Consider the following 12,286-nt stretch of genomic DNA (forward strand, 5'->3'; position numbering starts at 1 on the left):
ACCAACTGGAGGAAACTATGAGATTTAAACATTATTTAGCAGCTGGAGCGACAGTTGTAGCGACGGCAATTGCGGCCCCTGCGATGGCAGAATGGCCCGAAAAACCGATCCAACTTATCGTGCCATGGGGTGCGGGTGGTGCCACCGATCAGGTGACCCGCATCGTGGCGGCGGAACTCGAAGATGCGCTTGGGCAAAACGTTGTAGTCGTCAATCAAGAAGGCGCGTCTGGCTCAATTGGCTCAAAAGCGGCATGGGATGCGCCACACGACGGGTACACATGGACCGCAGGCGCGGCCAAAGACCTCGGCACTTATGCGGTGACGGGGAAAATGGATACCTCGATCAAAGATTGGGACCTTTACCTAAATTCAGCATTGGCAAGCGTGATTTCGGTTCCAGCAAACTCCGAAATCAATGATCTTGCGGGTTTTCTGGCAGCCTTGAAAGCTGGCGGCCTTAAAGTTGGCACCTCAGGTGTGAATTCCGCGGGGCACTCGTCGATTGAAGCCCTGTCCAACGCGGTTGATGGATCCTACATCCACGCGATCTATGATGGCGGAGCGACGGCAGTTCAATCCACAGTCGCGGGCGAAACCGACGTCACAACCCAACTGATCTCTGAGCAAATTGACATGCTGCGGGCGGGTGTGCTCAAACCCATTGCGATTATTTCCGACAGCGACGTTGAAGTCGCAGGGGCGGGCGTGATCCCATCGGTTTTGTCCGAATTGCCCGACCTTGCCGTTGCTCCGATTTACTTCGGTATTTTCATCCCTGGCGATGTACCTGACGAAGTGACCGCAAAAATGGAAGCTGCTTGGAGCGATGTGATGGCAAACTCCACGGCCCTTGCGGAATACACCGATGGGCGTGGATCAATCATGACTGTGTTCTCGGGCGATGAGGCCCAAGCCAAGGTTTGGCCTTCGATCCAATCAAACGCATGGTTGCTGCATGACGGTGGGCAATCGACCATCAGCCCTGACGAACTTGACATCCCGCGCCCCTAATCTCGCGCGTAAACTCCGCCGGACCGTCCTGTTTTCGGTCCGGCACTTAAGGAAGGTCATGACATGAACAACAGCAGTCTGGATCGGATTTCCGGCGTCTTTTTTACCCTGCTTGGTGCGTTGGTTTTCGCAGGCGCTTGGGCAATGCCTCGGTTTGAGGCACAGGGCGCTCCAATTTATCAAGCCCCCGGTTTCACCCCCGCTCTCTTGGGAATTGGCTTAAGTATCTGTGGCTTGTTCCTTGTATTTAGGCCAGCAGGAAAGGCCGCAGAGGACTTCGGATTTTGGAGCGATGTTTTAGGGAATTCCGCCAATCGCAAGCGCGCCCTCGCGGCGTTTGCCCTGACGCTTGGCTACGGCGCGGTGTTGTTTGGAAATATGCCCTATGTGCCCGCGACTTTCCTGTTCATATTTGCCTTCGTTGCGGTGTTTGAAATATGGCTAAAACCCGAAGACGCGACCAAGAAAATGCCGATATGGCGCGTCCTCACGATCGCGGCCGTCCTTGGTCTGATTGTGAGTTTTGGTACCCACATAATATTCCAGAAGCTCTTTCTCGTACAGCTTCCTTGAGGTTATAATGCCAGATTTTATGCAAATACTTGCCGCGTTTCAGCTGGCACTTGGACCCAGCCTCTTGCTGACTACCCTCTGGGCGACCCTTCTTGGCGTTGTCATCGGTATGATGCCCGGTCTTACCGCCACAATGGGACTTGCTCTTCTGACGACGTTGACCTTTCAGATGGACAGCGCGGAAGCAATCACTGCGCTTTTGGGGATGTATGTAGGCTCGATTTATGGCGGCAGCCGCACCGCGATCATCCTCAACATGCCGGGTACGCCAGCGAGCGCCGCAACCACCCTCGATGGCTATCCTTTGGCCCGTCAATCTAAGGCGCGCGAAGCCTTGGGGCTAGCGACAATCGGCTCGCTCCTTGGCACATTGGTCGGAGTTGCTTTGTTGTTGTTTACGGCCCCGATTTTGGCCAGTTATGCCCTGAAATTCGGCTCGTATGAGTTCTTCTGGCTTGCCTTGTTTGGTATCGTTATTTCGGGCCGTTTGACCGCGAGTTCCGATCCCCTAAAGGGCTTTATCGCAGGCTTTTTGGGGTTGATCCTCGCAATGGTCGGACAGGAACAAGTCTTTGCCTACGCCAGATATTCCTATGGAATTCATGACTTTACGGGCGGCATTGGTTTGATCCCAGCTATGGTTGGTGCTTTTGGATTTGTTGAAATTATTTCCAGTATCTCCAATAGCAAAACACCAGAGATGGCGGAAAATAAGGGGCGGCTTTTGCCCCGCATGCGAGAGATCGTTAGCTTTTCTCCCACGGTCTTGCGCTCGGGGGTCGCGGGAACAGTGATGGGGTTGATTCCAGGTGTCGGCGAGGATATCGGCGCGTGGGTTTCCTATGCAATCGCCAAGCGTTTCAGCAAAGAAAAAGAGTTGTTTGGTAAAGGCTCCAAAGAGGGGTTGATTGCCGCGGAAACTGGAAATTCGGCTGCCGTTCCGGGCGCGATTATTCCGGTTTTAACACTAGGAATTCCCGGATCGGCCCCTTCGGCGGTGCTGCTCGCGGCCTTGATCATTCATGGTGTTCAACCCGGACCCCTGATTATGATCCAAAACGCTGACATGGTCTATGGTATCGTGGCCGCGACGGTCCTCGCGGCGATTGCGATGACCATTTACGGGGTCCTATTGACGACCCCGTTGCTGCTTGTGTTGCGCATCCCGCGCGAACGTTTGCTGCCGATCATTTTTGTTTTATGCGTGGTTGGTTCCTACGCGATCGCGGCGCGCCCGTTTGACGTTTGGGTTATGCTGGCGTTTGGTACTGTCGGTTTCGTTTTGAGGCAAATGAATTATCCTATGGCTCCGTTGGTTTTGGGCCTCGTTCTTGGCGATATTCTCGACAAAAGCCTGCGTCGCGGTTTGATCCTGTCCGAAGGGTCGCTTGAGCCGTTCTTTACGCGTCCCGTCAGTTTGGTTCTGGCAATCGCAACATTGCTGAGCGTTGGGTTGCTGATCTTTTCGGGGATCACTTGGAAAAAACGCGCCCGAGATTAGGCGGTGGTGAAATTGAGGGTGAGTTCTTCTACGTCTAGACGCGACGGGGGCAATTATTTAAAGAGAGGCGCGGTTAAACAACTCCTTACATCGTCAGGCGGCAAAGATGGATGACTCAACAGAAACGTGCAAAGACAATGCGAAGTGGACGCTTTCCTCGGCGACCTGCACGGCGGAGGTTCGCTCCTTAGGGGGTATGTTGCAAAACGTTCATTTCTTATTTGCAAATGGCGATACTTTCGCACCATTGGCGCAAGCAGACTGGGCGGATGACGCCCCCAAGGAAGACTGCAAAATTGCGCCGCATTTGCAGAGATTGGGCGGAGAATGGCCCTGCGTTCCCTTCGGCACAAGCCCTAGCGACCCACAGCATCATGGCTATGCAAGCAACGCGCATTGGCGATGTACACACCAGTCACAGCGTCGGATAGAACTCGTTATCGACTTTCCAAAATCCCATGTTGTCAGCCAGTTGCGCAGAACAATTGAAGTGTCTGAGGAGGCGCATCGCGTCGATTGCAGCTTGTCGATTATTGTACGCAGCGCATGTGAACTTCCGATTGGGTTGCATCCGATTTTTCGACTGCCGACTGATGCGCCGGTCCATATTGTTTTGGAAAACAGCACCTTGCTCGAACCAATGCCCGCAGAAATTCGCACGCCAAATTTTCAGCTTGTTGCCGCCGAAGGTCGTATGCTGTTCGGGGCTGACGGGCAGGAAATTGACTTTTCACAAGGATATACGGGCCTTTCTACCGAGCTTGTGCAGGGGTATGACGCGGGCGGAAAAGTCGCGGTGGAATACCCGCAAGAGGGCAAAAAAGCGGTTCTTCAATGGGATGAAAATTCCCTGCCGCACTGCCTTTTCTGGTTGGCGAACCCGCATCATTTCGAGCACCTAGGGGCGTTCCGCGGATTGGGGGTCGAGCCGATATCGAGCTGGTTTGATCGCGGTACGAAACCTCTTTTTGGGGCAGCAAAGGACTCTCCGCGTCCTTTCGGCGTTAAGCTGAAACCGAGCGAGCCATGGTCAATGGATTATTCAATAAGCGCGGAGACAATTTTGGTGGAGGGGGGCTGAATAATGGCCGCGTCCCTTGGCCTCACTGCCAGTTTTCCAGAAGCGCTTTTAGGATATCCGCGCGGCTGACTTGTCCGACCAAACGCCCGTCTTGCACAACAGGAAAACGACGAAAATTACTGGCAAGGAAGTGCTCCGCAGCGGTGACAAGGTCCGTCTCGGCCTCCATTGTCTCAACTTTGGCGCTCATGTAGCCCGAGACTGCGCAACCCCATTCCTGATAATACGCGGCATTGAGGGCGGCGCGCAGGCAATCTTTCTTGGAAAGAACGCCAACCAGAGCACCGTCCGCATCGACAACCGGCGCTCCCGAAATCCGCTTGTCCAGCAACACTTTCATAGCCTCCAGAATGCGCATTTCTGGGCGCAGGAGGGTCAAGTCGATCGTCATATAATCGCTTACGCGCGGCTGAGAATTCATGTCGAGCTCCCTTTGCTAGATCGCTTAGGGCAGACGGCACATTCCGCGCTGGGAATGCAAGCCAACCCGCCGCAAGATCCCTTGATCGGAGCACGTCCAAAGATCGCTCCCAATGACAGGCCGATGATTGCCAGAAGGATGAGGCCGAGTGTTATACCAAAAGTGATCATCCGCGTTCCCTATCCAATAATCCGCGTTGAGAAGTTGGCCGTCATAACCTCCCGCAGACCGCTTGCATCCCGTACCACGAACAATGCGGGGATATGCTCACGGTTGGCAAACGAAATGCCTTGCTCGGGGCCCATTGCGAAAAGGGCCGTGGCCAAGGCATCGGCGGTGATTGCCTGTGGTGCAAAAACACTTACGCAGGCAAGGGGGGTATCGGCTGGTCGCTTAAGCTTTGGATCAATAATATGGCCGTAGCGTCGACCGTTGAAATCAAAACGGTTAACGCGATCCCCAGACGTGGCCAAGGCCTCGCCGTCAATGGCCACAACACGTTGAAGCGCGGCGGATTGTGGCTCTGGGCGCTCGATACCAGCGTACCAAGGGCGACCCGCAGGGTGATGCCCCAGCGCATAAACCTCTCCGCCGAGTTCAATGAAAAAGCTGGCCTGGCCAAGGGTCTTTAGCGCCGTGGCGATCCGGTCCAATGCGTGGCCCTTGGCAATGCCACAGAGGTCGAGCGTTTGGGAAATATGGGCTTTTTTCGCGCTTTGTGCGCCGAGTTCCAGATCGCCAAATCTGCCCGCGGGTTGCTGTGTTATGGGACCAAATCCATAGCGTCCGGCCACGCCACCGAGTGTGGGATCAAAAGCGCCGCGTGTGAGGGTCGCCACGCGTTTGGCCTCGCGGATTGTAGTGTGGGTTTGCGCCGACAGGGGCACCCATTCCAGCGTTTTCATTCGGTTGAAACGCGAGATTTCGGACATTGGCAGGAAGGGCGACATGGCGCCGTCCACCGAGGTGACAATGCCTTTGACAGCGGACACAATCGCGCCCGCATCGGCTCCGGCGGCAATTCTGATCCGCCAACTTGCGCCAAAGGCTGGTCCTTCGAATTGCAGGACATCACGGGTTTGCGCCCTAAGTGCCGTTGCCCAAAACATCGCACCTGTGCCTACCAAGAATTTGCGTCGTGTGTATGTCATGGGCTACCCTCCAAAATCATCATTGAAAATTCGCTCAGGATCGACCCCAAGATCGTCCAGCATCGTTAGTACGGCGCGGATCATTAGGGGCGGTCCGCAGAGGTAGTATTCGCAATCATGCGGTGCTGGATGTGCGGCAAGATGACAGCGCAAAGCAACCTCATGAATAAAGCCCGTTTCGCCTTGCCAGTTGTCGTCGGGGGCGGGGTCCGAGAGCGCTGCGGTCCAATGAAAATGGGTGTGTTTTTCCTGTAAGAATTCAAATTCCTGTTCGTAAAATAAATCCATACGACTGCGCGCGCCATACCAAAAGCTGATTTTGCGCGTGGCGCCTTGTTGCTCCAATTGGTCCGAGATGATCGCCCGCAGGGGGGCCATGCCGACTCCGCCGCCGATGAAAACCATTTCGCGTTTACTGTCCTGTGCGGCGAAGGTGCCGAAGGGGCCCGACACGTTCACCTTATCCCCTTCAGCGCAGCCAAACAGCCACGACGATACAATCCCAGGTGGCAGATCTGCGTGATTTGGCGGGGGCAGGGCAAGCCGGACAAGCAAGACAATGCGCCCAGCCTTTTCCCCTGCTGCCGTGGCGATGGAATAGGCGCGGGAGGTGTTTTCTTGGCTGCTGGCGGTTAAATCGTTCACGCCCATTTTGTCCCATGCGGCCTGATGCTCGGGTGAAACTGCGTAGTCCGAAAACCGCAATGTATACGCCGGCGCCTCAACTGTGACAAACGCGCCTGGGATGAAAGTAAAGTCGGTGCCTGTGGGCAGATCCAACACAATTTCGCGGATAAGTGGCGCAACGGAGCGGCTCGAAACCACCTGACAAACCCACGACTTGGCTCGCAGCATGCTTTCGGGCAGGGTGATCGATATGTTGTCCCGTAGGGTGGTTTGACAGGCCAACCGCACACCCTTGGCAATATCTTGGCGCGACAGCAACGCCGTTTCGGTTTGGAGGGCTGGTGTGCGGCCTTCCATCACCTGAACGCGACACTGACCGCAGGTTCCCGCGCCCCCACAGGCCGATGGAATGACCATCCCACCGTCCGAGAGGATCGTGAGGAGTTTGTTGCCCGTCTTGGCCGTGATTTCCTGACGTCCGTTTACTTGAATCGTCACGTTTTTTGCGGGCATCAGAAAGGCGCGCGCCGCCAGTACAACTGTGGCCAGCAACAGGACAATACAAACAAAAACCACGCTTCCTAGCAGGACCTCAATCATGGCAGGCTCACTCCGACAAACGCCGAAAAGCCCATAGACATCAGGCCCGTCACGATGAAAGCCAGACCCAATCCGCGCAGGCCTTCGGGCACATCCGCATAGCGAAGCCGTTCGCGGATGGCGGCAAAAGCGACAATTGCGAGAGCCCATCCAACACCACTGCCAAAGCCATAAACCATGCTTTCGGGCAAAGTATATTGTCGTTCGACCATGAACAGACTTCCCCCGAGAATGGCGCAATTAACCGTGATGAGCGGCAAGAAAACACCAAGGCTTCGGTGCAGGGTAGGGGCATAGCGATCAAGGGTCATTTCAAGGATTTGAACAAGTGCCGCAATCACCCCGATGAAGGAAATCAGCTTCAGGAACGTCAGATTAACTTCGGGCAGGCCGGCCCACGCCCAAGCTCCCTCAATCAAAAGGCCCTGAAATATCAAGTGGTTCACCGGTACGGTGATGGATTGAACCACGATCATCGCAATCCCAAGCCCAAAGGCTGTTTCCACCCGTTTGGACACGGCAAGGAAGGTGCAGATCCCTAGGAAGAAGGTGAGCGCAAGGTTTTCCTGAAGGACGGATTGAACGAAAAGTTCGATCATGGCAGATCCCCCACACGTGCGGGCAAGATCGGAAATTCATCGTCTTCGATTTGTGCAGGGCGGCGCGAGCGGATGCCCCAGATCATCAGGCCGATGATGAAGAAGGCGCTTGGTGCAAGGAGCATGAAGCCAAGCGGTTGGAACCAGCCACCTGTCGCAACCAAGGGCAGAACTTGTTGACCGAACAGGGAACCAGACCCCAACAACTCGCGGATTGTCGCCACGAACATGAGGATCATTCCATAACCAAGCCCGTTGCCCAAACCGTCCAACAGGCTCGGCCAAACCGGATTGCGCATTGCAAAGGATTCCGCACGGCCCAGCACGATGCAGTTGGTCACGATCAGCCCCACAAATACAGACAACCGCTGGCTTATCTCGAAAGCAAAGGCACGCAGCACCTGATCGGCGACGATCACCAGCGAGGCAATGATAGTGATTTGAACCACGAGGCGGATCGACGAAGGCAGGTGATTTCGGATCATACTGATCGAGGTGCTGGCGGCGGCTAGAACCGCCATCAAGGCAAGGCTCATGGTCAAGGCGGTGTCCAGCGCGGTGGTCACAGCCAACGCCGAGCAGATACCCAGCATTTGCAAAGTAATGGGGTTATTGTCAATCAGTGGCGCCGTCAGATAGTGCATGTTTGATCTGGTCATTTTACATGTCCCCCGACTTAAGGCGCTTCAGGAACGGGCCATATCCATCCGCGCCCAGCCAGAAACGCACGAGATTTGAAAGCCCCGTCGTCGAGCGCGTTGCCCCCGCAATGCCGTCCACTTCGAACGGGGTTGCGCCCGTGCCGCGCACCACCGATATGGTGATTTCACCGGCCGTGTTGGCCGTCTGTTTGCCCGACCATTGCGCCAACCATGCCGGATCGGTGACACGTGATCCAAGTCCGGGAGTCTCGCCTTGCTCATAGATGCTCAGGCCCGCAACAGTGTTCAAATCCCCTTCAAGGGCAAGGTACGCGCGGAGGGTTGATTGATATCCCGCACCATAAATCGGCAGGACAACAAGCGCCAAGCCTCTGTTCCCACGTAGCAAATACACGGGGGCATGATTTGGCCGTACTTTAATTGCGGCAAGGTCAACCTCCGGTAGGAGGGGGGTGCTTTGGCTTGAATCGGTCTGCGCCGCGAGGAAATCATAGCTGGCGGCGTCGATGGTTTCGTCTATTTTTCCAGCCGCTAGATCGACAATCACGGTGTCCAATGTTTCCGCGCCTGTCTCGCGCAAAATATCCGCTAATCCGGGGAGGGTGGCCACCATCGCGGCAAATTTGGCTTCACGGGCGGCATCAATATGCGCCTGTTGACGTGGTTGAAGCAAAACGGATGTGAGGGACACGGTGAGGGCGGAAATCAGCGCGACCAGAAAGGCGACTCCCAAAGTTTTGACACGATTATCATTGGGAAGGGCCAGAAAACGACGCCACCAAGTGAGGGGGGAGAATTCAGTCATGGGCCTGCCTTTTTGCCCTTCGCCTAACATTGGCGGTTATAACGATTTGATCGATCAATGGGGCAAAGATGCTCGCCAGAAGGGCGGTAAAGACCACCGCGTTCAGGGATACGGTGCCACCAGCAGCTTGACCAAGGATCACGAGAAGCCCGCCTGAAAAACCACCGTAAAGCCAGCGTCCAACATTGGTACTGGCGGCTGCGACCGGATCACCGATGAGGAACACAAGGCCAAGGATAAGGGTCGCACTTTGTAGGGCCGTCCAGTCTGGGGAGGTGCCTAGAAGCGTTGTTATTGCCAAAAGTCCGATACAAAATCCGACAACAATGCGCCATGATAAAAGACCGAATACCAGTAATAACGCGCCACTTATCCCTGCTGCGATCGCCGCTGAAGGGCCGTCTGTCCCGCTCGTGATGCCAGGGAAAGAAAACAGAAGGAATGCAAGGGCGACAACACTCGCATTTAAAAAACCACGCCCGCGTTCACCAAAAATCAGGTCGCCCAGCACAAGGCCAAACGTCAGCGCGAGGCCCTGTTGCCACAGCGGAACCGTACTTGGTGCCAGAAGAATGAAAACCAAAGCGGTCACAATGCCGTGCCAATCTATGGGCTTGTGTCGCAAGCGAGAAAACGCAAACGCCCAGCCCCCCGCCAAAGCAAGCGCCACCACAAGGGGCAGTAAAATTGTGACACCACGCTCAGAAAACGTGAGCGCCAAGGGCGGCAAAAGGGCAAAGCAAGTCGCCGCCGTTACCCGATAGGAGTTCCAAAGAGGGGGTAGATAAGCGTTTTGCCGTCTCATTCGACGTGCTCCTTGGCCAGCGTATTCAGTGCGTGGCGCAAAAGTGTGCCGTAGTCGTTGCCCGAGGGGCAGAGCCACGTCAGGAGGGCAAGATCTTCTTCCAAAAGCTCGAGACAACCTAGGCGTTCCGCTGTTTCCACATCCCCCACGGCCAAGGCGCGCATCAATGGGATAGGCAATATATCAAAGGGAAATGCACGCTCAAAGGCTTCCAACGGCAGGGTAGCACCGTTTTGGGGGATGGGGAGGCGATCCATTAGTTTGTGCCAAAACGGTCGTGAAGGAAGGACGTGGGCGTCGCTATCATTGCAAGTTACTTGCAAATCAAAACGCCCGAGAAACGCGGCCTCACGGCCAGAAAAAATCGCGCCAGATTGCAAGGTTTGGGTGGGGTCCGCCACCAGATCTGTCAATTTTGCACCTAAAGGCGCCGTGACCAACACTGGTTTGGACAGGCCAGAACCAGCAACAGATACGGTGCGCGACGACATGATGCGACCGGTTTCCAGCAAATGGCCAATCGCGAGAACGTCCTGATAGCCGATTTGCCAAACGGTTCGTTGCCGCGAAACGGGCGAGAGGGCGTGGATGTGGGTACCGGCCAGTCCTGCGGGATGGGGGCCGGAAAAAGGTGCGACCTTGAGACGTGCGCGCTCGGGAGCCAAGGGGGATCCGGGCTTTTGACAGAGGTACACTGGTCCGTCTGTTAACCGCAAAAGTGCCTCGATACCGCGTAGGAAATTTTGTGGTTGGGATGCCAAAACCTTGGCAGGGTCGGCGGACAAGGGGTGGGTGTCTATAGCAGTGACAAAAATTGCCGAAGGTTTGGTTTTTGGATCGGGTAGAAAGCCAAAAGGGCGGGTTTGAAAGCTGGTCCATGCACCACTTTTTAACAAAAGCTGACGCAATGCTGCGTCATCATTCTGGGCTTGGGCGATGTCAAAAACATGTTCGGCGTCACCTTGGGCCGTGATTTCCAACGTGTCCAAACTGCGCCGCCGTCCCCGTTTTATTTGGCTCACACGGCCTGCCACTGTGGCGACAAAACAAATTTCCGGATGGCGACGGTCGGTACAGAGGGTCTGCCCCGCGCCGACCTGATCATTTTCGGCCACACAAAGGTCAAACGACACACCGGGATAGTCCCGCCCCATGAGCGCAACTGTGCGCACGGAACGCGTTTCGGGGAGGGGGCTATCAGGCCCCAAGCCCATGTTTCCCTCTAGGCCTTTTTGTAAATCAAACAGAACTAAGCTCCCTCATTCGGATCGGAAGGGAGCAATCAAAGCCTCCCGACGCGTGCTCATGGCCGTGTGAAGCCTGTTGCGTCTACGGTGGCAACTTCGGATAGGCTTTCGATGCTATCAATCATCAACTGGATCACGTAGTGCGCATTATGGGCAAATGCGCCCTTATCCTTGCTGACGAATTGATAGTTATAGGCGGCCTTCAGGAGACGCGGAGTCCAGCTTTTATAGGCGTTCGGAAAGACGGTTTCTGTTGGGTCTGCGATGCCGTCGGCATTGAGATCATTGAAAAAATACGGATAGGCCGCGCCGGAGTACACGATCGCTCCGCCGCCGATATCTTGGGAATAGGTCATGATCGCAGCGTTCAATTGATCATGCAATTGGGAGATCACATTCCCGATGCCTGCTGTCGTATTGCCGTCGCCCAGAATATCCAGTGGCGTGGTACGGATGGCGCGGAAGTCGGCGGCACCCTGATGACAGGTTGTACAACTTTCCAACTTAACGCGCGTGTCATGAGGGTTGTGGCAACTGACGCAGGTTCCTAAAGTTTCGACATGCGCGAAGGGTCCGACATAGTTGCGGCCCTCATATTGGTAACCACCACGCGCCGTGTTTCCAAGCTGGGTGGAGGCGGCCGCCGCGTAGTGGATATTGATGAATTTGATCTCGGCCGAGACGATATCTTCGCCCATTTCCGCCACGCTGGCTTCCACTTGCTCCGAGGAACTCCGCCCCTGATGGCAAACGCTACAGATTGCCGAACTGTTTGGCGTGCTGACGGTTGTTCCGTTTGGAAACAGGACCTCGCTCAAGCCTTTGGCACCGTCATTGTGGCACGCGCTACACTCCACGGTCGTTCCGATAGGAACGGGGTGATCAATGAGGCCGGGCATTGTTTGTGGCGCCGCCAAGTAGTCGATTATGCCCGTTGAGGAATGGCAAACCGCGCAAGTGCCGGGAATTTCGCCCTCAGTATCCCAATGACGGAAGGCCTCGCGCGTTGAGTCTGCGTGTGGCGATGACAGCCATGCCTCGAGTATTTCCTCATTTGTTGGCGCGTTCTGAGCCGAGGCAGAGATCGACAAACTTGCCCCCAGTGCCAGCCCAAGGCACAGTGAAACTTTCCAAAAAATGCGAAATACCATTGGGAACTACCTCGAAAATTGAAGTGAAATAATTCTTAATAGACTACCCA

Annotated in this window: 14 protein-coding genes; 4 read left to right on the forward strand and 10 right to left on the reverse strand. The window is 55.3% G+C overall.

Annotation, left to right across the window (positions count from 1 at the left end; genetic code table 11):
* Positions 1 to 17: 17 nt before the first annotated feature.
* The 4 genes from AB9F27_RS00765 to AB9F27_RS00780 all read left to right on the forward strand — a co-directional run bounded on the left by AB9F27_RS00765 (position 18) and on the right by AB9F27_RS00780 (position 4,168).
* Positions 18 to 1,013, forward strand: coding sequence for a tripartite tricarboxylate transporter substrate binding protein (locus tag AB9F27_RS00765; RefSeq protein ID WP_335583587.1), 996 nt, complete (start codon positions 18 to 20; stop codon positions 1,011 to 1,013).
* A gap of 63 nt (positions 1,014 to 1,076) precedes the next feature.
* Positions 1,077 to 1,586 (forward strand): tripartite tricarboxylate transporter TctB family protein, encoded by a 510-nt coding sequence (locus AB9F27_RS00770; RefSeq protein ID WP_335583586.1) that lies wholly within the window; start codon positions 1,077 to 1,079, stop codon positions 1,584 to 1,586.
* A 7-nt stretch (positions 1,587 to 1,593) separates the two neighbouring features.
* Complete coding sequence (locus tag AB9F27_RS00775; protein WP_335583585.1) at positions 1,594 to 3,087, forward strand: tripartite tricarboxylate transporter permease; 1,494 nt, start codon at positions 1,594 to 1,596, stop codon at positions 3,085 to 3,087.
* 106 nt (positions 3,088 to 3,193) lie between these two features.
* A complete protein-coding gene (locus AB9F27_RS00780; protein WP_335583584.1) occupies positions 3,194 to 4,168 on the forward strand; it encodes a hypothetical protein in 975 nt (324 codons plus the stop codon).
* Positions 4,169 to 4,190: 22 nt separating this feature from the next.
* Here AB9F27_RS00780 and AB9F27_RS00785 read toward each other — a convergent pair whose 3' ends face one another.
* The 10 genes from AB9F27_RS00785 to AB9F27_RS00830 are packed head-to-tail and all read right to left on the reverse strand — an operon-like array spanning position 4,191 to position 12,236.
* Positions 4,191 to 4,589 (reverse strand): CBS domain-containing protein, encoded by a 399-nt coding sequence (locus AB9F27_RS00785; RefSeq protein ID WP_335583583.1) that lies wholly within the window; start codon positions 4,587 to 4,589, stop codon positions 4,191 to 4,193.
* Positions 4,586 to 4,759, reverse strand: a complete 174-nt coding sequence (gene nqrM / locus AB9F27_RS00790; RefSeq protein WP_335583582.1) for a (Na+)-NQR maturation NqrM — start codon at positions 4,757 to 4,759, stop codon at positions 4,586 to 4,588. The genes AB9F27_RS00785 and nqrM overlap by 4 nt, the downstream gene beginning before the upstream one ends.
* 9 nt (positions 4,760 to 4,768) lie before the next feature.
* Complete coding sequence (locus AB9F27_RS00795; protein WP_369757450.1) at positions 4,769 to 5,740, reverse strand: FAD:protein FMN transferase; 972 nt, start codon at positions 5,738 to 5,740, stop codon at positions 4,769 to 4,771.
* Positions 5,741 to 5,743: 3 nt separating this feature from the next.
* On the reverse strand, positions 5,744 to 6,967 hold the full coding sequence (gene nqrF / locus AB9F27_RS00800) for an NADH:ubiquinone reductase (Na(+)-transporting) subunit F (RefSeq protein ID WP_335583580.1): 1,224 nt from the start codon (positions 6,965 to 6,967) through the stop codon (positions 5,744 to 5,746).
* Positions 6,964 to 7,566 carry an NADH:ubiquinone reductase (Na(+)-transporting) subunit E gene (gene nqrE, locus AB9F27_RS00805; protein WP_335583579.1) on the reverse strand — a complete coding sequence of 201 codons (603 nt, stop codon included), beginning with the start codon at positions 7,564 to 7,566 and terminating at the stop codon, positions 6,964 to 6,966. Before nqrE ends, nqrF begins: the two co-directional genes overlap by 4 nt.
* Complete coding sequence (locus tag AB9F27_RS00810) at positions 7,563 to 8,225, reverse strand: NADH:ubiquinone reductase (Na(+)-transporting) subunit D (protein ID WP_335583578.1); 663 nt, start codon at positions 8,223 to 8,225, stop codon at positions 7,563 to 7,565. The genes nqrE and AB9F27_RS00810 overlap by 4 nt, the downstream gene beginning before the upstream one ends.
* A 1-nt stretch (position 8,226) precedes the next feature.
* Positions 8,227 to 9,033, reverse strand: a complete 807-nt coding sequence (gene nqrC, locus AB9F27_RS00815) for an NADH:ubiquinone reductase (Na(+)-transporting) subunit C (RefSeq protein WP_335583577.1) — start codon at positions 9,031 to 9,033, stop codon at positions 8,227 to 8,229.
* Positions 9,026 to 9,838, reverse strand: coding sequence for an RnfABCDGE type electron transport complex subunit D (locus AB9F27_RS00820; protein WP_335583576.1), 813 nt, complete (start codon positions 9,836 to 9,838; stop codon positions 9,026 to 9,028). The genes nqrC and AB9F27_RS00820 overlap by 8 nt, the downstream gene beginning before the upstream one ends.
* Positions 9,835 to 11,085 (reverse strand): NADH:ubiquinone reductase (Na(+)-transporting) subunit A, encoded by a 1,251-nt coding sequence (locus tag AB9F27_RS00825; protein ID WP_369757508.1) that lies wholly within the window; start codon positions 11,083 to 11,085, stop codon positions 9,835 to 9,837. Before AB9F27_RS00825 ends, AB9F27_RS00820 begins: the two co-directional genes overlap by 4 nt.
* Before the next feature lie 56 nt (positions 11,086 to 11,141).
* A complete protein-coding gene (locus AB9F27_RS00830; protein ID WP_335583575.1) occupies positions 11,142 to 12,236 on the reverse strand; it encodes a polyheme membrane-associated cytochrome C in 1,095 nt (364 codons plus the stop codon).
* Positions 12,237 to 12,286 lie beyond the last annotated feature (50 nt).

Source organism: Falsihalocynthiibacter sp. CO-5D18 (assembly GCF_041205445.1).
GTDB classification, from domain to species: Bacteria; Pseudomonadota; Alphaproteobacteria; order Rhodobacterales; family Rhodobacteraceae; genus Falsihalocynthiibacter; species Falsihalocynthiibacter arcticus.

Bases quoted from the DNA above. Each gene is read 5' to 3' on its own strand.
- AB9F27_RS00765 (WP_335583587.1), top strand. From the start codon at position 18: ATGAGATTTAAACATTATTTAGCAGCTGGAGCGACAGTTGTAGCGACG.
- AB9F27_RS00770 (WP_335583586.1), top strand. From the start codon at position 1,077: ATGAACAACAGCAGTCTGGATCGGATTTCCGGCGTCTTTTTTACCCTG.
- AB9F27_RS00775 (WP_335583585.1), top strand. From the start codon at position 1,594: ATGCCAGATTTTATGCAAATACTTGCCGCGTTTCAGCTGGCACTTGGA.
- AB9F27_RS00780 (WP_335583584.1), top strand. From the start codon at position 3,194: ATGGATGACTCAACAGAAACGTGCAAAGACAATGCGAAGTGGACGCTT.
- AB9F27_RS00785 (WP_335583583.1), bottom strand. From the start codon at position 4,589: ATGAATTCTCAGCCGCGCGTAAGCGATTATATGACGATCGACTTGACC.
- nqrM (WP_335583582.1), bottom strand. From the start codon at position 4,759: ATGATCACTTTTGGTATAACACTCGGCCTCATCCTTCTGGCAATCATC.
- AB9F27_RS00795 (WP_369757450.1), bottom strand. From the start codon at position 5,740: ATGACATACACACGACGCAAATTCTTGGTAGGCACAGGTGCGATGTTT.
- nqrF (WP_335583580.1), bottom strand. From the start codon at position 6,967: ATGATTGAGGTCCTGCTAGGAAGCGTGGTTTTTGTTTGTATTGTCCTG.
- nqrE (WP_335583579.1), bottom strand. From the start codon at position 7,566: ATGATCGAACTTTTCGTTCAATCCGTCCTTCAGGAAAACCTTGCGCTC.
- AB9F27_RS00810 (WP_335583578.1), bottom strand. From the start codon at position 8,225: ATGACCAGATCAAACATGCACTATCTGACGGCGCCACTGATTGACAAT.
- nqrC (WP_335583577.1), bottom strand. From the start codon at position 9,033: ATGACTGAATTCTCCCCCCTCACTTGGTGGCGTCGTTTTCTGGCCCTT.
- AB9F27_RS00820 (WP_335583576.1), bottom strand. From the start codon at position 9,838: ATGAGACGGCAAAACGCTTATCTACCCCCTCTTTGGAACTCCTATCGG.
- AB9F27_RS00830 (WP_335583575.1), bottom strand. From the start codon at position 12,236: ATGGTATTTCGCATTTTTTGGAAAGTTTCACTGTGCCTTGGGCTGGCA.